The 20,920-nt window shown below is 64.9% G+C and carries 18 protein-coding genes and 1 pseudogene; 11 read left to right on the top strand and 8 right to left on the bottom strand.

The window, feature by feature from the left end; translation table 11 throughout:
• The first annotated feature begins 151 nt into the window (after nucleotides 1-151).
• Nucleotides 152-541 carry a hypothetical protein gene (locus Q0T48_RS05090; RefSeq protein ID WP_295953301.1) on the top strand — a complete coding sequence of 130 codons (390 nt, stop codon included), beginning with the start codon at nucleotides 152-154 and terminating at the stop codon, nucleotides 539-541.
• A 10-nt stretch (nucleotides 542-551) separates the two neighbouring features.
• Nucleotides 552-947 carry a VOC family protein gene (locus Q0T48_RS05085; RefSeq protein WP_295953298.1) on the top strand — a complete coding sequence of 132 codons (396 nt, stop codon included), beginning with the start codon at nucleotides 552-554 and terminating at the stop codon, nucleotides 945-947.
• Nucleotides 948-1,002: 55 nt separating this feature from the next.
• On the opposite strand, the gene argG is transcribed toward Q0T48_RS05085, so the two are convergent.
• From argG to Q0T48_RS05070, 3 genes are all read right to left on the bottom strand, one after another.
• The gene (gene argG / locus Q0T48_RS05080) at nucleotides 1,003-2,340 is read right to left on the bottom strand and encodes an argininosuccinate synthase (RefSeq protein WP_295953295.1); all 1,338 of its coding nucleotides are present in this window, start codon (nucleotides 2,338-2,340) and stop codon (nucleotides 1,003-1,005) included.
• A 181-nt stretch (nucleotides 2,341-2,521) separates the two neighbouring features.
• Entirely contained in the window at nucleotides 2,522-4,537 is a 2,016-nt protein-coding gene (locus tag Q0T48_RS05075; protein ID WP_295953292.1) for a TonB C-terminal domain-containing protein, read from the bottom strand.
• A gap of 101 nt (nucleotides 4,538-4,638) precedes the next feature.
• Entirely contained in the window at nucleotides 4,639-5,232 is a 594-nt protein-coding gene (locus tag Q0T48_RS05070; protein ID WP_295953291.1) for a hypothetical protein, read from the bottom strand.
• A 234-nt stretch (nucleotides 5,233-5,466) separates the two neighbouring features.
• Between Q0T48_RS05070 and Q0T48_RS05065 the strand changes: the two genes are divergently transcribed.
• The 4 genes from Q0T48_RS05065 (at nucleotide 5,467) to acnA (ending at nucleotide 11,461) form a co-directional block, all read left to right on the top strand.
• Nucleotides 5,467-6,105 carry a LysE family translocator gene (locus tag Q0T48_RS05065; protein WP_295953289.1) on the top strand — a complete coding sequence of 213 codons (639 nt, stop codon included), beginning with the start codon at nucleotides 5,467-5,469 and terminating at the stop codon, nucleotides 6,103-6,105.
• 10 nt (nucleotides 6,106-6,115) lie between these two features.
• Nucleotides 6,116-6,427 (top strand): DUF167 family protein, encoded by a 312-nt coding sequence (locus tag Q0T48_RS05060; RefSeq protein WP_295953286.1) that lies wholly within the window; start codon nucleotides 6,116-6,118, stop codon nucleotides 6,425-6,427.
• A 54-nt stretch (nucleotides 6,428-6,481) separates the two neighbouring features.
• Complete coding sequence (locus Q0T48_RS05055) at nucleotides 6,482-8,617, top strand: thioredoxin family protein (RefSeq protein ID WP_295953337.1); 2,136 nt, start codon at nucleotides 6,482-6,484, stop codon at nucleotides 8,615-8,617.
• A gap of 99 nt (nucleotides 8,618-8,716) precedes the next feature.
• On the top strand, nucleotides 8,717-11,461 hold the full coding sequence (gene acnA, locus Q0T48_RS05050) for an aconitate hydratase AcnA (RefSeq protein ID WP_295953283.1): 2,745 nt from the start codon (nucleotides 8,717-8,719) through the stop codon (nucleotides 11,459-11,461).
• 13 nt (nucleotides 11,462-11,474) lie between these two features.
• Here acnA and Q0T48_RS05045 read toward each other — a convergent pair whose 3' ends face one another.
• On the bottom strand, nucleotides 11,475-11,906 hold the full coding sequence (locus Q0T48_RS05045) for a MarR family winged helix-turn-helix transcriptional regulator (protein ID WP_295953281.1): 432 nt from the start codon (nucleotides 11,904-11,906) through the stop codon (nucleotides 11,475-11,477).
• Between the two features lie 74 nt (nucleotides 11,907-11,980).
• Between Q0T48_RS05045 and Q0T48_RS05040 the strand changes: the two genes are divergently transcribed.
• The 3 genes from Q0T48_RS05040 to Q0T48_RS05030 all read left to right on the top strand — a co-directional run bounded on the left by Q0T48_RS05040 (nucleotide 11,981) and on the right by Q0T48_RS05030 (nucleotide 15,538).
• Entirely contained in the window at nucleotides 11,981-13,186 is a 1,206-nt protein-coding gene (locus Q0T48_RS05040; protein ID WP_295953278.1) for an HPP family protein, read from the top strand.
• 55 nt (nucleotides 13,187-13,241) lie between these two features.
• On the top strand, nucleotides 13,242-14,948 hold the full coding sequence (locus tag Q0T48_RS05035; protein WP_295953334.1) for a chloride channel protein: 1,707 nt from the start codon (nucleotides 13,242-13,244) through the stop codon (nucleotides 14,946-14,948).
• Nucleotides 14,949-15,016: 68 nt separating this feature from the next.
• Complete coding sequence (locus Q0T48_RS05030; protein ID WP_295953275.1) at nucleotides 15,017-15,538, top strand: superoxide dismutase family protein; 522 nt, start codon at nucleotides 15,017-15,019, stop codon at nucleotides 15,536-15,538.
• A 7-nt stretch (nucleotides 15,539-15,545) separates the two neighbouring features.
• Here Q0T48_RS05030 and Q0T48_RS05025 read toward each other — a convergent pair.
• Nucleotides 15,546-15,802, bottom strand: a pseudogene (locus tag Q0T48_RS05025) (Lrp/AsnC ligand binding domain-containing protein); the annotation flags it as partial.
• A gap of 61 nt (nucleotides 15,803-15,863) precedes the next feature.
• Here Q0T48_RS05025 and Q0T48_RS05020 point away from each other — a divergent pair.
• Together Q0T48_RS05020 and gph are read left to right on the top strand one after the other, a co-directional pair.
• Entirely contained in the window at nucleotides 15,864-16,616 is a 753-nt protein-coding gene (locus tag Q0T48_RS05020) for a dienelactone hydrolase family protein (protein WP_295953272.1), read from the top strand.
• The gene (gene gph, locus Q0T48_RS05015; protein WP_295953332.1) at nucleotides 16,612-17,289 is read left to right on the top strand and encodes a phosphoglycolate phosphatase; all 678 of its coding nucleotides are present in this window, start codon (nucleotides 16,612-16,614) and stop codon (nucleotides 17,287-17,289) included. Before Q0T48_RS05020 ends, gph begins: the two co-directional genes overlap by 5 nt.
• A gap of 7 nt (nucleotides 17,290-17,296) precedes the next feature.
• Here gph and Q0T48_RS05010 read toward each other — a convergent pair whose 3' ends face one another.
• Genes Q0T48_RS05010 through Q0T48_RS05000 form a run of 3 tightly spaced genes read right to left on the bottom strand, consistent with a single transcriptional unit; the run spans nucleotide 17,297 to nucleotide 20,918 of the window.
• Nucleotides 17,297-18,235: a DMT family transporter gene (locus Q0T48_RS05010; RefSeq protein ID WP_295953269.1), complete on the bottom strand. Its 939-nt coding sequence runs from the start codon at nucleotides 18,233-18,235 to the stop codon at nucleotides 17,297-17,299.
• Between the two features lie 7 nt (nucleotides 18,236-18,242).
• Entirely contained in the window at nucleotides 18,243-18,965 is a 723-nt protein-coding gene (locus Q0T48_RS05005) for an ABC transporter ATP-binding protein (protein WP_295953267.1), read from the bottom strand.
• Between the two features lie 15 nt (nucleotides 18,966-18,980).
• Nucleotides 18,981-20,918 carry a branched-chain amino acid ABC transporter ATP-binding protein/permease gene (locus Q0T48_RS05000; protein WP_295953264.1) on the bottom strand — a complete coding sequence of 646 codons (1,938 nt, stop codon included), beginning with the start codon at nucleotides 20,916-20,918 and terminating at the stop codon, nucleotides 18,981-18,983.
• Between the last annotated feature and the right edge of the window lie 2 nt (nucleotides 20,919-20,920).

Below are 20,920 nucleotides of genomic sequence, written 5' to 3'. Positions count from 1 at the left end.
CTTGCATCTGCCCGGTCTGCGCCCATGTAAGCTACTTGCACTGCAAGACACTATTTTTTAAATAAATAGGCCTCTAGCGCATACGATACATACGCCTATGGCTATATAAATAATAGCAAACAGGTGCTCCCCATTTTGAAAGGCTCCCGCCATGGGTTTAGGCTTGTTTTCTCTGCTCAAGACCGTTCCGTGGACCGAGGTGATCTCGACCGCACCGCTGGTGGCGCAAGGGGCTAAAAAGCTCTGGGACAGCGTGGCCAAAAAAGCGCCGCCCGCCCCCACGCCGCCCCCGGCTCCGGTGCTACCGACCAACGACCTGGTCGTCGCCCAGCTGCAGGCCCGCATCATCGCCCTGGAGGCCACCAGCGCCGAGCTGCACACGCAGATGCGCGCCTCCAGCGAGCTGATTCAGGCGCTGGCCACGCAAAACACCGAGCTGGTGCAGCGGGCAGAGGCCAACCGCGTGCGGCTGCGTTGGGTGAGTGCGGCCCTGGTGGCGCTGGCTGTGGGCCTGGTTTACGCCCTGAAAACCCAGTTTTAAGAGGCCCACCATGCGCATCCCGCCCGGATTCAACACCGTTGCACCGTATTTTTTCGTGAATGACGCCGACGCGTTTGCGCGCTTTCTGGTGGCCGGGCTGGGCGGCACCGAAACCTGCCGCAGCCTGCGTCCGGACGGCCTGGTGGCCAATGTGCAGGTGCGGCTGGGCACGTCTACCGTGATGGCCAGCGAAGCCAGCCCCGGCTACCCGGCGATGGTGGCCGCGTACTACCTGTATGTGGAAGATGCCGAGGCGGCTATGGCGCAGGCACTGCAGCACGGCGCGGTGCTGGAGATGGCCGTGGCCGAGATGCCCTACGGCGACCACCAGGGCGGCGTGCGCGACCCGCACGGCAATATCTGGTGGATTTCGCAGCGGCTGGTGGACGGGCCTTACACGCCATAGGCGTACCCGCGCTTTTCACACCTTAGCCGCCCCGCAGTGCAGCTAAGGCGGGGATTTACACCGCGCCGGGGTTGGCGATCAGCGTGGTGCTGGAACCCGAGGTGCCCAGCAAACCGGCCTGGGTGTACACCGCCAGCTTTTGGCGCGTGTCGGCGATGTCCATATTGCGCATGGTCAGCTGGCCAATACGGTCGGCCGGGGTGAAGCCACCGGCACCGCTCTCCATGGTCAAACGCTCGGGGTGGTAGGTCAGGTTGGGGCTCTCGGTGTTCATCAGCGAATAGTCGTTGCCGCGGCGCAGCTCCAGCGTCACTTCGCCGGTGATGGCGCGGGCGATCCAGCGCTGGGCGGTTTCGCGCAGCATCAGGCTTTGCGAGTCGAACCAGCGGCCCTGGTACAGCAAACGGCCCAGCTTGCGGCCATTGGCGCGGTACTGCTCTATCGTGTCTTCGTTGTGGATGCCGGTGACCAGGCGCTCGTAGGCGATGTGCAGCAGGGCCATGCCGGGGGCTTCGTAGATGCCGCGGCTCTTGGCTTCGATGATGCGGTTCTCGATCTGGTCGCACATGCCCAGGCCGTGGCGGCCGCCGATTTCATTCGCCGCGTACATCAAAGCCACGGCATCGGGGTAGGTCTGGCCGTTCAATGCGACCGGCTGACCTTCTTCAAAGCGCACGGTGACCGATTCGGCCTTGACCACGCAGTCGTCGCGCCAGAACGGCACACCCATGATGGGCTTGACGATGTGCATGCCGGCGTTCAAGAACTCCAGGTCCTTGGCTTCGTGGGTCGCGCCCAGAATGTTGGAGTCGGTGGAATAGGCCTTCTCCACGCTCATCTTGTAGTCGAAACCGTTGGCCACCAGGTACTCGCTCATTTCCTTGCGGCCACCGAGTTCGTCGATGAACAGCTGGTCCAGCCAGGGCTTGTAGATGCGCAGCTCGGGGTTGCACAGCAGGCCATAGCGGTAGAAACGTTCGATGTCGTTGCCCTTGTAGGTGCTGCCGTCGCCCCAGATGTTCACGCCGTCGTCGCGCATGGCCACCACCAGTGCGGTGCCTGTCACCGCCCGGCCCAGCGGCGTGGTGTTGAAGTAGGTGGCACCGCCGGTGCTGATGTGGAAAGCCCCGGCCTGGATGGCGGCAATGCCCTCGGCCACCAGCTGCGGGCGGCAATCCACCAGGCGCGCCATTTCGGCACCGTAGGCCAGCGCCTTGCGCGGGATTTCGTCGTAATCGGACTCGTCGGGCTGGCCCAGGTTGGCGGTGTAGGCGCAGGGAATCGCCCCCTTGGCCCGCATCCAGTGCACGGCGGCGCTGGTGTCCAGCCCCCCGGAGAAAGCGATGCCGACGCGTTCGCCAGCGGGGAGTTTTTGCAGAATATTGGCAACCATGGTGTTCTCTGGGTCAGTGCGAAACCTTCGATGTTAAATGACGTGGGGGTTGGCTCTTGTGGGGAGGTATTGCGGCTAACTACGGCGGGCGTGAACCACTATGTTTTTAGTAGCTGCCTGCGCAGGTAGATGTTGCGCTAGAGGCCATTTTCACCCACAAACCCAAGCCTACGGCTCCCCGTCAATACAACCGGATCGCCATGTCAAAGCGCCAGGTCCGGCGAATCTCGACCACGTCGAATTCGCGGGCCAGGGCGGGTTGGAACGCCTGGTAGTTGGCCTGGCTCTGCACCACGCTGCGGATCGCATCGTCCAGGGCGGGCACGCCGCTGGAGCGCACGAAGCTCACCGACTCCACCGAGCCATCGCTGCGCACGGCCACCATCACCACGGGATCGGTGTGGGGTTGCTTGGATGCTTCGCGGACCGCGTCGAAGGTCATGTTGAGCTCGATCTTGCGGCTCCAGGCTTCCGCGTAGCGCAGGAGCTCCTCGTTGCTATCGCTGCGGCCAAAGATTCGGCCCCGGCGCGCGCTGCTCCACGATGAAGGCAGCGAGGAGGATGGGCGTGCCGCCGCAGCCGCAGCTGCCGCATCCCGCCGGTCCGCCTCCTCGTTCAATTGCCGTCCTATCGCCCGCAGCCGGTCTTCGCGCTGTTGCGCCGCTGCGCGCACGGCCTCTTGGCGCGCGGCCTCGGCCCGCACCGACTCCTGGCGGCCAGCCTCCTGCCGAGCCGCCTCTTGCCGTGCTGCCGCCTGGGCCTCGCCCTCCTGGCGCTCTACTTCCTGCCGCGCCGCGCCGGCCCGCGCCGCTTCCTGTCGGGCTGCGTCCTGCTGTGCTGCTTCTTGCCGCGCAGCGGCTTGGCGTAGGGCCTCCTGGCGCTCGGACTCCGCCCGGGTAGCTTGGGCCCGGGCGGCATCCTGCTGTGCCGCTTCCTTGCGGATGGAGTCTTGCCGCGCCGCCTCTTGTTTGACTGTTGCCTGCCTTGTGGCCTCTTGGCGTTCGGCCTCCAGGCGCGCAGTTACCACCCGAGCGGCATCCTGTTGCGCGGCGGCTTGCCGTACGGTCTCTTGGTGTTCGGCTTCCTGCCGTGCCGCTTGCTTACGAATGGCATCTTGCCGCGCGGCATCCTGGCGAACCGCCTCTTGTCGCACCACCTCTTGTTTTACCGTTGCCTGCTTTGTGGTTTCCTGGCGTTCGGCTTCCAGGCGCAAGGCTTCTGCGCGGGCCGCATCCTTACGGGCTGTGTCCTGTCGCACCGCTTCCTGGCGTGCCGCCGCCTCCCGCGTGGCCTGCTGCTGGCGCTCAAGCTCCAAGCGGGTGGCTTCGGCGCGTGCGGCCTCTTGGCGGACGGCCTGCTGCTGTGCCACCTCCAACTGGGCCAGCGCGATCTGGGCGGCATCCTGTCGGGCGCTGTCCTGGTGCAAAACCTCCAGGTGTTCAGCCTCCAACCGGGCCGCCTGCAGCCGCAAAGCTTCTTGTCGTGCGGCGGCTTGCTGGGTTGCCTCGCGGCTTTCGGCCTCGGTGCGCGCAAGCTCGACGCGGGCGGCCTCTGTGGCCTCTGTCGCTTTCTGGCTGGCTGCTGCCTGCCGCGCGGCCTCTTGGCGCTCGGCGTCCCGCCGGGAAGTCGCCACGCGCACCGCTTCTTGGTGGGTGGCCTCTACCCTGGCGGCTTCCTGTTTAGCAGCTTCCTGTTGAGTGGCCTCCCGCCGCGCCTCCTCCTGCCGCACGGCCAACTGCGCTGCCGCCTCCAGGCGTTCGGTTTCCCGCCGCGGTGCCTCGGAGGCAGGCGTGGGGGGCACGATCCAGGTCGCCGCGGCGGGCTCGGAGTCTATGGGGGGTGTGGTCTGGCCGGGTGGGTCGGCACGGGCCGGACTGGCCGCAGCAGCGGTGGACGGCGTGGGCACCAAGCCACTGAGCACAGCCGGGTCACGGCCTGCGTTCTGCGCGGGTAGCTCAGCCGCAGCCGACACCGGATCGAGCACCACCCGCAGCTCGGGTACCTCGCCCCGTCTATCCTGCCAAGGGAAGCCGAAGCCCGGAAACCCGGCCTCTTGCCCCCCGAACATTAAGCTTAACAGCAGCCCGTGGACCAGCAGCGAAAACAATAAGCCCAGCGATAGCCGCGCGCGCGCACGGTCTGTGCGCTGGCTCGGCCACTGGCCATCGGTTGGTACGGCGACTGCTTCGGTTGACACGTGCTGGGTGGTCCCGCAGCCGTAGAGAGGCTACAGAGGAATATGTTGCAGCGACGAATGTAGCCGCTGCCGACAACCGGGGTCCATGGGCCCGCACCACGCTAATGCCCGGCCAGCACCTGCTCCAGCTCCGAAAACGTCTGCGCCATCGATGTCACCGGCAGGGGGTGCCCCAACTGGCGCTCCACCTGGGTTTGCGAAATCAGGCCACGGATGCGCGGGGAGCCGTCGGCGGTTTCGGAATCGACCACCAGCAGATGCGGGCGGCCGCGCTGGATCAGCGTGGCCACCACCTGCTCCACGGTGGCGCGTTGCAACGAGGCAAAGGTGATCGCGTCGATGTCGGCCAGCGGGGTCATCACATCGGCGGCGGTGAGTTCCTGGTACTTGACCTGGCGCTGGTGCACCAGGCGCATGGGGCGGTCCCCGGCGATGTCGGCGGCGGTCAGGATGCCGTCGACCGAGGGCATGTCAGACACCACAAACAGCAGGCGCACGCCCTGGTAGATCATCTTCAGCTCGGCCTGGCCCAGGCCGGTTTGCGGCTGCACCGTGGCGGCGCGGATCTGCGCCAGGTCGGTAAACACCTCCAGCGCGGGCGAGCCCAGGGTCACCGGGCCGTGCTGGGGCGGCTGGACCTGGACGATGTGGGTGCTTGCGGGGAAGCGGAAGGTGGGGAGGGAGCCGTCGGACATGGAAACCTTTCAAAACCACACCCTGGGAGTCCGGGGACGTAAGCGTCCGCCGGAGGCCGGTCGCGTGGGTGTCAATGTGGTGCAACCGCCTCGGTTATAGGCCTGCCCTGTCCGCGCCACAAGCGGTTTTACTAGGGTTTTCCCGGACTTTACCGGCGGTTTGCAATGGGGTTGCCAGAAGGGGCAACCCGAATAGGGTAGATTGACCCTCCCCCACCGCACTGCTCACTCCCCATGACACTCTCCGCCTGGCTCTTGTTTGCCACTATTTCGCTGGTAACGGCCTTCACCCCCGGCCCGGCCGTGCTGCTGGCTATCTCCAACTCCATCGCCTGGGGCCCGCGCAAGACGCTGGGTGGCAGCTCGCTGGGCAGCGTAATCGGCATCTTTGCGGTGTCGGGCGCGGCCATGGCCGGGCTGGGCACGCTGCTGCACTCCTCGGCCTGGCTGTTTGCCGGGCTGAAGACGGCCGGCGCGCTGTACCTGATGTACCTGGGCTTTCGCCAGTGGACCAGCACGGACTCGATGTTCGACAAACCGCTGGCCGCCGCAGCCGGGCCCACCAAATCGCGCCTGGACTTGTTCCGCCGGGGCACGCTGGTGTCGCTGACCAACCCCAAAAGCATTTTGTTCTTCACCGCGCTGTTCCCGCAGTTTCTGCACCTGAACGCGCCCCTGCTGCCGCAATTTTTCGCGCTGACCAGCGTCTTTGCCGCCTGCGCCCTGGTGTCCCACGTGGCCTATGTGCTGCTGGCGCACCGGCTGCAAGGCTGGTTCGCCACACCGCGGCGGGCCCAGCTGTTCAACCGGGTGAGCGGCGGGGCGTTTGGGGTGTTGGGGCTGGGCTTGCTGCGGTTGAAGAATCCGGTGTGACCCGTTAAGAATGGCCGCTCCACGCAACGCCACCGGCGACTCCTTTTTTGCCTGGGATGGCGACGTGCTGATCGTCAACATCCTGGGCAAGCCCTCGGCTTGCTGCGACGCGATTGCCAAGCCCATGGGCACGCAGCTCAAGGTCAGCGTCACCGCCACGCCCAAGAACGGCAAGGCGACGGATCACATGGTGCGCTTCCTGGCGACCTTGTTTGGCGTGGCGGTAGCCGACATCGAGGTGGTGTTTGGCCAGGAAAGCATCCACAAGCAACTGCGCATCACCGCGCCGAAGAAGCTGCCGCCGGTGTTCACCCGCACCTGAGTTGGAACTTTGCCCCCTGCCAGCCGCTCCCACCCCGAATACTCTGGCTCCACCATGCTGCACCGCTTCCTCACTGCTCTGCTTTTAATAGCTACTAGCGCAATACCTATTTGCGCTAGTGCTCAAAAAAGCTTAAGTTCTGTCATTACCACGCCGCAGGTGCGCGCCGAGCTGCTGGCCCACGCACCACAGGGTGTGGTGCCCGGCCAGCCGGTGTGGGTGGGTTTGCAAATTGCGCACCAGCCCGAATGGCACACCTATTGGAAAAACCCGGGCGACTCGGGCCTGGCCACCAGCCTGACCTGGACGCTGCCGCCCGGCGTGACGGCAGGCGACATTGCCTGGCCGGTGCCGCACAAGATCCGTATTGGCACCCTGGCCAACTACGGCTTTGAGGACACGCTGCTGCTGCCCGTGCCGCTGACCATCTCGCCCAATTTCAAGCCCAGCCTGCTGGCCAGCGAGTTGGAAGTGAAGCTGCACGCCGCCTGGCTGGTGTGCCGTAAGGAATGCATCCCCGAAGAAGGCGACTTCGTGCTGAAGCTGCCGGTCAAAAGCTCTACTGGCATGCAGGCCGCCGCGTTCGATGCGGCGCTGGCAGCCCAGCCGCACGACCTGGCCGCTCGCAGCAAGGTGCAGGTAGAAGGCGCAGAACTCACCATCACCGTGGCCGACCTGCCCGCCCCACTGCGCGGCAAGACCCTGGAGCTGTTCCCCGAAACGCCGGAAATCACCGCCCCCGCCGCCGACATCACCCAGCGCTGGGACGGCCCCACCTGGACCGCCACCGCGCCGCTGACCGCCATGCGCAGCCAAAACCCCACCGAGATGCCACTGGTGCTTGCCACCGCAGACGGCACGGGCTACCGCAGCGTGGCCGATGTGCAAGGCGCGTGGCCGCGCACCGTGGCCGCACCGACGATATCGCCCGCCTTGGAAGCCGCCCTGCGGGCCAACAGCGCCGCGTCGCAAATCCCCGCCGCGCCCAGCCTGTCGTGGGCGGCGGCCCTGTTCGGCGCGCTGCTGGGCGGGCTGATCCTGAACCTCATGCCCTGCGTGTTCCCGGTGCTGGCCATCAAGCTGATGGGCTTTGCCCAGCATGCGGGTGACAAACAAGCCCACCGTGTGGATGGCCTGGCCTACACCGCCGGGGCCGTGCTGTCGTTTCTGGCGCTGGGCGGCTTGATGCTGGGCCTGCGGGCGGCGGGCGAGCAACTGGGCTGGGGCTTTCAGCTGCAATCGCCTGCGGTGGTGGCGGGGCTGGCGGTGCTGTTCACCGTGGTGGGGCTGAACCTGGCGGGACTATTCGAGTTCGGCCAGTTTCTGCCCAGCCGCCTGGCCACGCTGCAGGCGCGCAACCCGGCGCTGAACGCGTTTTTGTCCGGCGTGCTGGCCGTGGCCGTGGCCTCGCCTTGCACCGCGCCCTTCATGGGTGCATCGCTGGGGCTGGCGGTGGGCCTGCCGGTGGCGCAGGCGCTGCCGATCTTTGCAGTGATGGGCTTCGGCATGGCCCTGCCCTATCTGCTGGCCAGCCTGAGCCCGGCCCTGGCCCGGCTGCTGCCCCGGCCCGGCGCGTGGATGGCCACATTCCGCCAGCTCATGGCGTTCCCGATGTTTGCCACCGTGGCCTGGCTGGTGTGGGTGCTGGGCCAGCAAAGCGGCATCGACGGCGCGGGCAGCCTGCTGGTGCTGCTGGTGGCCGTGGCGGCGGTATTGTGGGCGCTGGGGCTGGCCGGGCGCACACGTACCGTGATTGCTACATTTTTAATAGCATTAGGTGTAGGTATCGTCTACGCTGTAGGCCCGAATGTTATAAAAAATACGCCGGTGTCCAACGTGGTAGCCGCCACCGAACGCTGGCAACCCTGGGAGCCGGGCCGCGTCGAGCAAACCCTGGCCACCGGCCAGCCGGTGATGGTGGACTTCACCGCCGCCTGGTGCGTCACCTGCCAGTACAACAAAAAAACCACTCTGTCCCACCCCGCCGTGCTGGCCGATCTGGAGGCCAAAAACGTGCAGTTGCTGCGGGCTGACTGGACGCGGCGCGACCCCGACATCACCGCTGCCCTCGGCCAGCTGGGCCGCAACGGCGTGCCGGTGTACGTGCTGTACAAGGCGGGCAGCGCGCCACAGGTTTTGTCAGAGGTGTTGAACGTGGACGACTTGCGGGCGGCTATCGCCAAGTTGTAAAGACTGTGCCGCGCCCCCGTTTCACGGGAACGGCATCCCCACTGACAGCCAGGTTCATCCAAGCCTGCTATCTTGGATGGCAACCCACAAGGAGCCCCCATGTCTACCAACACGCCCCACGCGTTTGCCGCCACCCTGCAAACCTTCACCACGGCCAGCGGCAGCACGGGCCAGTACTGGTCCCTGCCCCAACTGGCCCAGCAGTACCCCAGCATGGCCCGTCTGCCGGTATCCATCCGCATCGTGCTGGAGTCGGTGCTGCGCAACTGCGATGGCAAAAAGGTTGCGCCCCAGCATGTGGAACAACTGGCACACTGGCTGCCAAACGCCGAGCGCACCGAGGAAATCCCCTTCATTGTGACCCGCGTGGTGCTACAGGACTTCACCGGCATCCCGCTGCTGGCTGACCTGGCGGCGATGCGCACGGTGGCTGCGTCCCTGGGCAAAAGCCCCAAGACCATCGAGCCGCTGGTGCCGGTGGACCTGGTGGTGGACCACTCGGTGATGGTCGATTACTACGGCACGCCCCAGGCGCTGGACCTGAACATGCAGCTGGAATTCCAGCGCAACCACGAACGCTACCAGTTCATGCAGTGGGGCATGCAGGCGTTTGACACCTTCCGCGTGGTGCCACCGGGCTTTGGCATCGTGCACCAGGTCAATCTGGAGTACTTTGCCCGCGGCGTGTACAAGAGCCCGCAAGACACGGGGCCCGTGCCGGTGTACTACCCGGATTCGCTGGTCGGCACCGACAGCCACACCACCATGGTCAACGGCATTGGTGTGGTCGGCTGGGGTGTGGGCGGCATCGAGGCCGAGGCGGCCATGCTGGGCCAGCCGGTGTACATGCTGACCCCGGACGTGGTGGGCTTCGAGCTGTCGGGCACGCTGCGCGAGGGTGTCACCGCCACCGACCTGGTGCTGTTTGTGACCAACATCCTGCGCGCCGAGAAGGTGGTGGGCAAGTTTGTGGAGTTCTTTGGCCCCGGTGCCGCGTCCATCCCCGTGCCCGACCGCGCCACCATCGGCAACATGGCCCCCGAATACGGCGCGACCATGGGCTTCTTCCCGGTGGATGACAAGACGATTGCCTACTTCCAAAACACCGGCCGCACCGCCGACGAGATCGAGCGTTTCGAGGCCTACTACAAAGCCCAAGGGCTGTTCGGCATGCCCAACCCTGGCGACATCGACTACACCAAGATCGTGCGCCTAGACCTGGGCACCGTGGTGCCCAGCGTGGCCGGCCCCAAGCGCCCGCAAGACCGCATCGCCCTGGACCAACTAGCCAGCACTTTCGCCACGCTATACAACCAGCCCAACGAAGCCAACGGCTTCAACCGCCCCGCCAATACGTTAGCGCTGCGCTATCCGCTGCCGTCCAACGACACCACCATCGGCAATGGCGACGTGCTGATCGCGGCCATCACCTCTTGCACCAACACCTCCAACCCCAGCGTGATGCTGGCGGCGGGCCTGCTGGCCAAGAGGGCGGTGGAGGCGGGCCTGACGGTGCTGCCGCACATCAAAACCTCGCTGGCCCCCGGCTCGCGCATCGTCACCGAGTATTTGCAAAAAGCCGGGCTGCTGCCCTACCTGGAAAAGCTGGGTTTTTACCTGGCGGGCTATGGCTGCACCACCTGCATCGGCAATGCAGGGGATTTGTCGCCCGAAATCAATGCGGCCATCGGCACCCACGAGTTGGTCTGCGCGGCGGTGCTGTCGGGCAACCGCAACTTTGAGGCGCGCATCCACCCCAACCTGAAGGCCAACTTTTTGGCCTCGCCGCCGCTGGTGGTGGCCTATGCGATTGCAGGCAATGTCATGACCGACCTGGCTACCCAGCCGGTGGGCCTGGGCACGGGCGGCAAGCCGGTGTTTCTGGCCGACATCTGGCCCAGCATGGACGAGATCGACGCGAACCTGCGCTTTGCCACCGACGCACAGGCCTATCGCGCCAACTACGACAAGATCAAGTCCGACCCCGGCGCGCTGTGGAGCAGCATCAAGGGCACCACCGGCCAGATCTACGACTGGCCGCAGTCCACCTACATTGCCGAGCCGCCGTTTTTTGGCGGCTTCAGCCTGGTCCCCCACCTGTCGGCGGCTGGCTTTACCGGCGCGCGGACCATGGCGCTGTTTGGCGACTCCATCACCACCGACCACATCTCGCCCGCAGGCTCCATCGCCGAAAAATCCCCCGCTGGGCAATGGCTGCTGGCCCACGGCGTGCCCCGCGCCGACTTCAACAGCTATGGCTCGCGCCGCGGCAACCACGACGTGATGGTGCGCGGCACCTTCGCCAATGTGCGCATCAAGAATTTGATGCTGCCGCTAGATGCCCACGGCTCGCAGGAAGAAGGCGGCGTGACGCTGTACCACCCGGCACAGGGCGTGCCCGAGAAGATGTCTATTTTTGAGGCCGCACAAAAGTACCTGGCGGCCGGTGTGCCTACGGTGGTGTTTGGCGGCGAGGAGTACGGCACCGGCTCGTCGCGCGACTGGGCGGCCAAGGGCACGCAGCTGCTGGGCATCAAGGCGGTGGTGGCGCGCAGCTTCGAGCGCATCCACCGGGCCAATCTGGTGGGCATGGGCGTGCTGCCGCTGCAGTTCCTGGGCACGGATAGCTGGCAAACTTTAGGCTTGCGCGGCGATGAAACCATCGATGTGGTGGTCCGCGCGGCCCTGCAGCCGCAGATGGACGTAGCACTGGTCATTCACCGCACCGACGGCCGCCAGCAAGAGGTAACGGTGCGCCTGCGCATCGACACGCCGATCGAGGTGGATTACTACCAGCACGGCGGTATCTTGCCGTTTGTGCTGCGGCAGTTGCTGGCGGACTGAGCACTTTCCGAGGTCAACCCGCCCGGTCGTTGAAGGCCGAAATGTTCGCCACCTGGAAGCCCCCGGTGAGCGAACGCAGCTCGGTGTGGTGCAGCCCGGCCAAGCGCTGCAGGCAGGTGTCGCCCGCCGCGGTCAACCGCACCTCCACCTGGCGCCGGTCCACGGCACTGGCCGCGCGGGTTACCAACCCGGCGGCTTCGCAGCGCGACACCAGCGCCACCACGCCGTGCTGCTGCGTCTGCAGGCGCTGCGCCAATTCGCCCACCGTGGCCCAGTCCCGGCCGGGGTAGCCCTTGATGTGCAGCAGCAACTGGTACTGCAGCGGGGTCAGGCCTTCGGATTGGGCGGCATCTTCGCTGAAGCGCAGGAACCGGCGCAGCTGGTAACGGAATTCCGACAAGGCCTCATAGTCGGCTTTGGCGAGTGTGGTGGGGCTGGTGGGCATGGGGGAAAGGTCGTCTTCATTTAATTACATCACAATATGATGTAATTAGGGTCTGTGTGTGCTCTATCAATCGCATGAAACTATCCCCTCCATTCTGGCTGCTGAACCTGTACCCGCCGAGCACCTCGGTCAACCGCGCGGAACGGCTGCGGTCCTGCCTGGGGGCGTTGCTGGGCATTGCAGTGACCGGCTGGCTCAGCGCACAGGTGATGGGCCTGACGCTGGCGACCGTGTGGTTGATGGCTCCCATGGGCGCATCGGCGGTGCTGTTGTTCGCGCAGCCCGCCAGTCCACTGGCCCAGCCCTGGTCGATTGTGGGCGGCAACCTGGTGGCGGCTTTCATCGGTGTCAGCTGCGCCAAGCTGCTGGCGGCACCGGTGCCCGCAGCGGCCGCAGCCATCTTTTTCTCTATCGGGGCCATGTTCTGGTTGCGTTGCCTGCATCCGCCCAGCGGTGCGGTGGCCCTGACCGCCGTGCTGGGAGGTCCGCAGATCCACGCGGCGGGCTATGGTTTTATGGCCACACCGGTGGCCTTGAATACCGCCGTGCTGCTGTTGGCCGCGCTGCTGTACAACAACGCCACCGGCCGCCGCTACCCGCACGCCCAGCGGGCTGAAACGCCGCATCCGCACCTGACCAACGACCCAACACCTACGACACGGCTAGGCTTCACCACCGAGGACCTGCAGGCGGTGCTGAAGGACTATAACCAGGTGCTGGACATCAGCTTTGACGACCTGGAACTGCTGTTCCGCCGCACGGAAACCCAGGCCTTTCGCCGCCGCTTTGGTGCCACACAGTGCGGCGACACCATGTCTCGCGACGTGCGGGCGGTCGAATTCGCCACCGAACTGGACGAGGCCTGGCAGCTGATGCACACGCACCGCGTACAGGCATTGCCCGTCATCGACCGGGCACGGCGGGTGATTGGCATCGTCACGCGCTCGCACTTTTTGAACCAGGTGGATGCCGACGGCCATCGCTCGTTGGGCACGCTGGGCGCACGGCTGCGCGCTCTGTTGCACCGCACACCGCACAGCCACTCCAGCAAAGCCGAAGTGGTCGGCCAAATCATGGCCTCGCCCGTCAAAACGGCTTTTGAAACCACCCCGCTGGTGGAGCTGGTGCCCTGGATGGTCGATGCGGGTATGCACCATGTGCCCGTGGTCGATGCCGAGCGGCGGCTGGTCGGCATGGTCACGCAGACCGACCTGATGGCCACCCTGTATGAAACCAGCCTGGCCCATTTGGGCCCAGCCCCCACAACGCCCTCCACCTGATACACCCATGCATATCCCCGCACACCCCAACCGCGACTACGCCGTTGACAGGCGCATGCTGCTCATCGCAGGCCTGGCCATCCCGGTCGGCATCCTGGGCACTCTGGCCGCCTGGCTGCTGCTGACACTGATCCACCTGTGCACCAACCTGTTTTTCTTCCAGACCTTCTCGACCGCCGACCAATCGCCCGCCTTGAACCACCTGGGGCTGTGGAGCATTCTGGTGCCGGTGGTCGGTGGGCTGCTGGTGGGCTTGATGGCGCGCTTCGGCTCCGAGAAGATCCGCGGCCACGGCATCCCGGAGGCCATCGAGGTGATCTTGTTTGCCCAGAGCCGTATGTCGGCCAAAGTAGCGGTGCTCAAGCCGCTGTCGTCCGGATTGGTGATCGGCTCGGGCGGTCCTTTCGGTGCAGAGGGCCCCATCATCATGACCGGCGGGGCCCTGGGCTCGTTGCTGGCCCAGCACTTCCACCTGTCGGCATCGGAGCGCAAAACCCTGCTGGTGGCTGGTGCCACCGCGGGCATGACGGCTGTGTTTGGCACGCCCGTGGCCGCCGTGCTGCTGGGGGTGGAACTGCTGCTGTTTGAATTGCGCGCCCGCAGCCTGCTGGCAGTCGCCATGGCCTGTGCGGTGGCGGGGTTTGCCCGGCCGCTGCTGCTGGACGCGGGGCCGCTGTTTCCCCTGCACACCGAGATGGCCCATGGGCTGGCATTTTTCTCCTGCATCGCCGTGGGTGTGCTGGCTGCGCTGCTGGCCGCAGCGCTTTCCAGCGCGCTGTATGCGGTGGAAGATCTGTTCCACCGCTTGCCCTTGCACTGGATGTGGTGGCCGGCCCTCGGCGGTGTAGCGGTGGGCATCGGTGGCTGGTTGCAGCCGCGGGCCTTGGGGGTGGGCTACGACGTGATCGGGGACCTGCTGAACCAACGTTTGCTGCTGGGTGCCACGCTGGCCCTGCTGGCGGTGAAGGCCACCATGTGGGTGATCGCGCTGGGCTCCGGCACCTCGGGCGGTGTGCTTGCACCCTTGCTGATGATCGGCGCAGGCCTGGGCGCCGTGCTGGCCCCGCTGCTGCCCGGTGGGGATGCCGCGCTATGGCCCTTGGTGGGCATGGCCGCCATGCTGGCTAGCGCGCTCGGTGCGCCTTTGACGGCCACGGTGTTTGCCGTGGGCCTGACGGGTGACAACAACGCCTTGCTGCCCCTGCTGCTGACCTGCACGGTGGCGCACGGCCTGAGTGTGCTGATGATGCGGCGCTCGATCATGACCGAGCGCCTGGACCGCCGGGGGCGGCATGTACAGCGCGAATACAGCGTGGACCCGCTGGAACACACCCGCGTCGACGAAGCCATGACCCGCACTGTGCAGACCATTCCTGCCCACACGCCGCTGGCCCAGGTGCACGCACACTGGTTTGGCGTGGGCCAGCAGCACCGGGCGTTTGCGGTGGTCGAAGAAGATGGCACCTACGTCGGTATGCTGGATGTGCAGCGGCTGCACCAGCCTGCGCACGGTGCCCAGGTTGCTGGCGACCTGTTCACGGGTACCAGCACCGTCTCGGCCTTGCCGGGCGAAACCTGCCGGGCCGTGGCCCAACGCATGGCGGCCCACCAGCTCGAACGCTTGCCCGTACTGGCCGCTGACGGTTCGCACCAACTGGTGGGCATCGTCAGCCGCAGCGACCTGCTCAAACCATTGCAAACCCACCAGGACGACAACAACAACCGTGAACGCATGCTGGAATGGTGGCGGCGCAACCGGTAATTGGGGTATCTTGGCAGCCATGCTGCACCCGTTGTGGGTGGCAACGCTGTATCAACTGAAGGAATCCCATGCGCGCCCTCCACGTCCTTACGCCTCTGGTCTTGTCCACCCTGCTCACTGCCTGCGCCACGCCGCCCACGGGGCCCATGGCCACCGCCCCGCTGGCTGCCACCACGGGCAACACCGCCACCGGCAGCATCCAGTTCATCCAACTCCCCGGCAAAGTGCTGGTACGCGGCGAAGTGCATGGCCTGCTGCCCAACACCGTGCACGGCTTCCACATCCATGAAAAGGGCGACTGCTCCAGTGGCGACGGCATGTCTGCCGGTGGCCATTTCAACCCCGATGGCCACGCCCACGGGGCCGCCACCGAAACCATGCACCACGCGGGCGACTTGCCCAGCCTGCAGGCCGATGCATCGGGCAGCGCGAAAATCAATTTTGAAACCGCCGACCTGGCCGTGGGCAGCGGCCCGCACGACGTGGTGGGCCGTGGCCTGATCGTGCACAAGGACGCAGACGACTTCACCACCCAGCCCACCGGCAATTCTGGCGCGCGGCTGGCCTGTGCCGTTATCGCCAGGAATTAGGCCTGCATCACAGCTTGTGGGTGGATAGCAGGATACTGGTCTCGGTAGTCGCAATGCCGCTGGTGCGGCGGATGGCGTTGAGCACTTTGTCAAACGCTTCCAGCGTATCGGCCCGCAACTCGGCCACCATGTCCCAGCGGCCATTGGTGGTGTGCAGGCCAAACACATTGGGTGGCCGCGCAGCGCTTGCAGCACCTCGGCGGCACGGTTGCGGTAGCCCTCGGCCGCGGGCATCGGGCGCAGGGTGTAGCCCTGAATGGTGCCCGGCGCTGAAGCGGTATCGGCCGATTTTGGGTGGCTACACTCCTTAGAAACAGGAAACACCATGCAAATCCAAGCCAGCGAAGTCGATCTACCCACCCCCACTGGCACTATGCGCTGCTATGTGTACCGACCGAAAACCGAGCCGGGGGCTGCCCCTAAAAAGTATCCGGCGCTGATTCTGTACTCCGAGATTTTTCAGCAGACTTCACCCATCCGCCGCAGCGCGCAAACCATGGCGGGCCATGGCTTTATCGTCGTGGTGCCAGAAGTGTTCCATGAGCTCAACCCTATTGGCACCGTGCTCGGCTACGACGATGCGGGCCGCGACAAGGGCAACGCTGACAAGGTGGCCAAGACACTGGAAGCCCACGATAGCGATGCGCAAGCCATCATCGATTACCTAGGCACGCTGGACTTCTACTCCGCGAAAGTCGGGGCCATGGGCTTCTGCCTGGGCGGTGGACTGGCCTACCGTGCCGCCCTGAACCCGGCGATTGCCGCCACCTCCTGCTTTTACGCCACCGACATCCATTCCGGCATGGTCCCGTCCCAGCCCGGCAACGATAGCCTGGCACGCACCGGCGAAATCAAAGGCGAACTGCAAATGGTCTGGGGCAAGCAAGATCCGCACATCCCCGCAGAGGGCCGGGCTTTGGTTTACAAAAAGCTAAGCGATGAGGGCGTGAACTTCACCTGGCACGAGTTCAATGGTGTCCACGCCTTCATGCGCGACGAGGGCGAGCGGTATGACGCGGAACTGGCGTTGCTCGGCTACCAGATGGCGATCGGGATGTTTCGACGGGTGCTGTATTAATCCCGCCGCGATCCAGGCCGCCATCGTCGACCTCGATGGCACCATGGTCGATACCCTGGGCGACTTTGCTGCCGCCTTGAACGGCATGCTGGCCGATTTGGCGCTGCAGGCCATTGCGCCCAGCGCCATCCGGCCCATGGTGGGCAAGGGGTCTGAGAATCTCATAAATTTAGTACTAAAACATGCTCTAGCGCATATTCCACCTACGCAAGTAGCTATCAATAGCGCAGCATTATTTGACCGCGCGATGGACCGCTACCAGCACCACTACGGGGCCATCAACGGCCAATTCTCCGCGGTGTACCCCGGCGTGGTGGAGGGCTTGCTGGCGATGCAGCAGCGCGGCTGGAAACTGGCCTGTGTGACCAACAAGCCCATCGCCCTGGCCCTGCCGCTGCTGCAGGCCAAGGGCCTGGGCGGCTTCTTCAGCCAGGTGTTTGGTGGCGATTCGTTTGAACGCAAAAAGCCCGACCCGCTGCCGCTGTTCAAAGCCTGCGAAGCCCTGGGCACCCTGCCCGCCCACACCTTGGTGGTGGGCGACTCCAGCAACGATGCCCAGGCCGCACGGGCCGCGGGCTGCCCGGTGCTGCTGGTGACCTACGGCTACAACCACGGTGAACCCGTCTCAGGCGTGGATGCCGACGGGCTGCTGGATTCGTTGGCCGGGATTTAGAAGGTGCTCAGGACCGGTACGCAGCAGGCTGCCGGTTGACCAGCCACAACGACAGCCCGATCAGCACGCCGCCCAGCCCCTGCGCCCACACCAGGGTGTTACCCAACACCAGGAACGACAGCAGCACGGTGAACAAAGGGGCCAAAAACAGGTAGCCGCTGGTGCGGGTGGCACCACCTTTTTTCAGCGCCACAAACCACAGACCAAACGACCCGGTCGAGGCCGGAATGGCCAGCCAAATAAACCAGCCCCATTGCGCATGCGTCGTCACCTGCGGCCAGTGCTCGCCCGAACCGTAGGCTATGGCCAACACCGCCAATGCGCCTACCAGCATTTGCCAAAAGCTCAGGGCCCAGCTGCCCATGGGCAGTTTGGCGCGCTTGTTGATGATGGTGGCGGCAGCCCAGCACCAGGCGGAGCCCAGGCCGATGACTTGCCCGGTTAGCGCGTCGGTACCCGGCAGGCTACCCAAGCCCGCGCCTATGGCCAGCGACACCCCCACAATGCCCAGCAGCAGGCCCAGTAGCCGGGTGCGGTGCAACGATTCACCCAGGAATATCCGGCCCAGCACGGCCACCCAGATCGGGTTGGTAAACAGCAAGATAGCGGCGGTAGAGGCCGCAATGGTGCGCATCGCCACAAACAGCAAACCCATGACGGCCGCGGTTTGCAGTAACCCGATGAGTACCACCACCAGGGCATCGCGCAGCGTCATGGCACTGGGCAACAAAGCCTGGCCCAAGGGGCCTGCATCCAGCAGGACCAGCGGCAGCGTGGCCGCCGCCGCCACCAAAAAACGCCAGCCCACCAGCACCATCGGTGAAAAGCCTCCTTGCAGCAGTATCTTCCCGGCAATAAAGCTCGACCCCATCAAAAACGTGGCCGCCAGCAGCGTCAGTACAAACGCGGCCTGGCCAGGATGCGCGGTGGGAGAGGAAGCTGCCATGGCGGGGTCAATGCACGCCGCCCAGGTAAGCCGCTTTGACCGCCGGGTCGTCGCGCAGCTTGGCGGCATCGCCATGCACCGAGATGCGGCCGTTTTCCAGCACGTAGCCGTAGTCGGCCACTTTCAACGCGGCAGCGGCAAACTGCTCTACCAGCAGCATGGTGACGCCGCGTGACTTCAGGTCGGCAATGATGCGAAACACCTCTTCCACCAAAATCGGGGCGAGGCCCATGGAGGGTTCGTCCAGCAAGATGATCTCGGGGTTGAGCATCACCGCGCGGGCCATGGCCAGCATTTGCTGTTCGCCCCCCGACAAAGTGCCCGCCAGCTGGTTGCGGCGCTCCTTGAGGCGGGGAAACAGCTCCATGGCGCGCTCCAGGTCGCCCGCCACATCGCCCTTGGGGCGGCTGCCGGTCAGCCGGGGAAAAGCCCCCAGCGTCAAGTTGTCGCTGACCGACATCGTGGCGAATACCCGCCGCCCCTCCGGCGAGTGGGCCAGACCTTGTTTGGCGATGGTGTACGACTCCAAGCCATCAATACGCTTGCCGTGCAGGCTGATCTGGCCCGCAGTGGGTTTGATCATGCCCGACACCGCCCGCATGGTGGTGGTTTTGCCCGCCCCGTTGGAGCCAATCAGGGTGACCACCTTGCCCTTCGGGACTTCCATGGAAATGCCATGCAAGACCTGCACTTTGCCGTAACCGGCTTCCAGATTTTTGATACTCAACATAGGGAATCCTTGTGCTTATGCCGCCGTACCGCCGAGATAGGCTGTGATGACTTTTTCGTCGGCCTGCACGTCCGCAGGCTTGCCTTCGGCAATCTTCTGGCCGAAGTCCAGCACCGACACCGCGTCGCACATGCCCATCACCACATCCATGTGGTGCTCAATCAGGATCACGGTGATGCCGTGGTCGCGGATTTTGCGCACGATCGCCACTAGCTCCTTGATGTCGGGAGCGGTCAGGCCTGCAGCGGGTTCGTCGAGCAGCAGCAGTTGCGGGTCCAGCGCCAGCGCCCGGGCAATCTCCAGCAAGCGCTGCTTGCCATACGGCAGGTTGCGCGCCTCCTCGGTGGCCAGCGCGCCCAGACCCACAAAATGCAACAGCCCCATGCCCCGCGCATGGGCAGCCTTTTCTTCGCGCCGGTAGCGCCCGGTGTGCAAGGCCACATCCGCAATATTGCTTCTGAAGGTGTGGTGCAAACCCACTTGCACATTTTGCAAGGCGGTCATTTCGCCAAACAGCTGCACGTTCTGGAAGGTACGCGCAATGCCCGACAAGGCGATGTCGGCCGAGGTGCGCCCCACCACCGCCCGGCCCGCAAACTCAATGCTGCCCGCTGTGGGCACGTAGATGCCGGTAAGCACATTCATCATGGTGCTTTTGCCAGAACCGTTCGGGCCAATCAGCCCGTGGATGGTGCCGCGCTTGACCCGCAGGTCGACGTTGTTGATGGCCTTTAAGCCGCCAAACTGCATCAGCACCCCCTGGGCCACCAGCAGGTCCGACCCCACGGCACTGTGCTCCCCATTGGCGGCCACCATGACCGCATCCGGCCCCGCGTTGCCAGTGCCTTCCAGCACACCCGCGGCCGCCTTGGGTTTGCGGAAAAACAGGGCGTGGACAAAGCCCACAATGCCGTCTTGCAGGTAATACACCACAAACAAAATCATCAGACCAAAGATGCTCAACCGCCAGTCGGTGATGGATTGCAGCCAGAACGAAAAGACCACCAGCGCGATCGACCCCAGGACCGGAATGGCCACCGCTTTGGGGCTGGTGACTTTCTTGATGAGGCCCACGATGGCACCGACCGTGATCAACACCGCCAGCGCCGAGGCGACGATACGGAACAGCTCCAGGTCGTCCAGCAGCTTGGGCAGAATCACAATAATGGCGGCCCCCAGCAGTGCGCCCACGCGGGACTTGCGGCCGCCCATGATCACCGCCAGCAAGAACAACACCGTCAGCTCGAAGTTGTAGGTGTTGGGCGAAATGTACTGCTCTGAGTACGCATACAAGCACCCAGCCAGGCCCGCAAAACCCGCGCTGATCACAAACGCATAGACCTTGTAGCGGTAGACCGACACGCCCATGCAGTCCGATGCCACCGGGCTGCCTCGCAAGGCCTCGAACGCACGGCCCAACTGGGATTTGAGGATGCGGTCCACCACCACCAGCGACACCACCATGAGCACAAACACCAGCCAATAAAACCCGTTTTCATTGAGCTGGTAACCGGCAATGGAGGGCTTGGTCAGCTTGATGCCCATCGGGCCTTCGGTCAGAAAGGTCATCTCGTTGATCAGTATCTGGATGATGGTGCCAAACGCCAGCGTCACCATGGCCAGGTAAGGCCCGGTGACCCGCAAGGCAGGCAAGGCCAGCAAGGCACCAAACCCGGCGGTCACGCCAATACTGGCCGGAATGACCAGCCACAGAGGCGCACCCAGCTTCAGAAAGAACACCCCGGCGGTGTAGGAACCCACGCCAAAAAGCCCGGCATGGCCCAGCGACACCTGGCCGGTGTAGCCCACCACGATATCCAGGCCAAACAGCAAAATCGCGTAAATCATGATCGTGCCGACCATGTGGATGTAGTACGGATTACTGGTAAACAGCGGTGCCGCCGCCAGCAGAGCCAGCCCGAGCACGGCCGCGATCAAAGACTTGCGGTTCATCG

It is taken from the genome of Rhodoferax sp., assembly GCF_025354435.1.
Lineage (GTDB): Bacteria > Pseudomonadota > Gammaproteobacteria > Burkholderiales > Burkholderiaceae_C > Rhodoferax_B.
The sequence above is the reverse complement of the archived record's forward strand: the minus strand, read 5'-3'. Positions and strand labels throughout refer to the sequence as shown.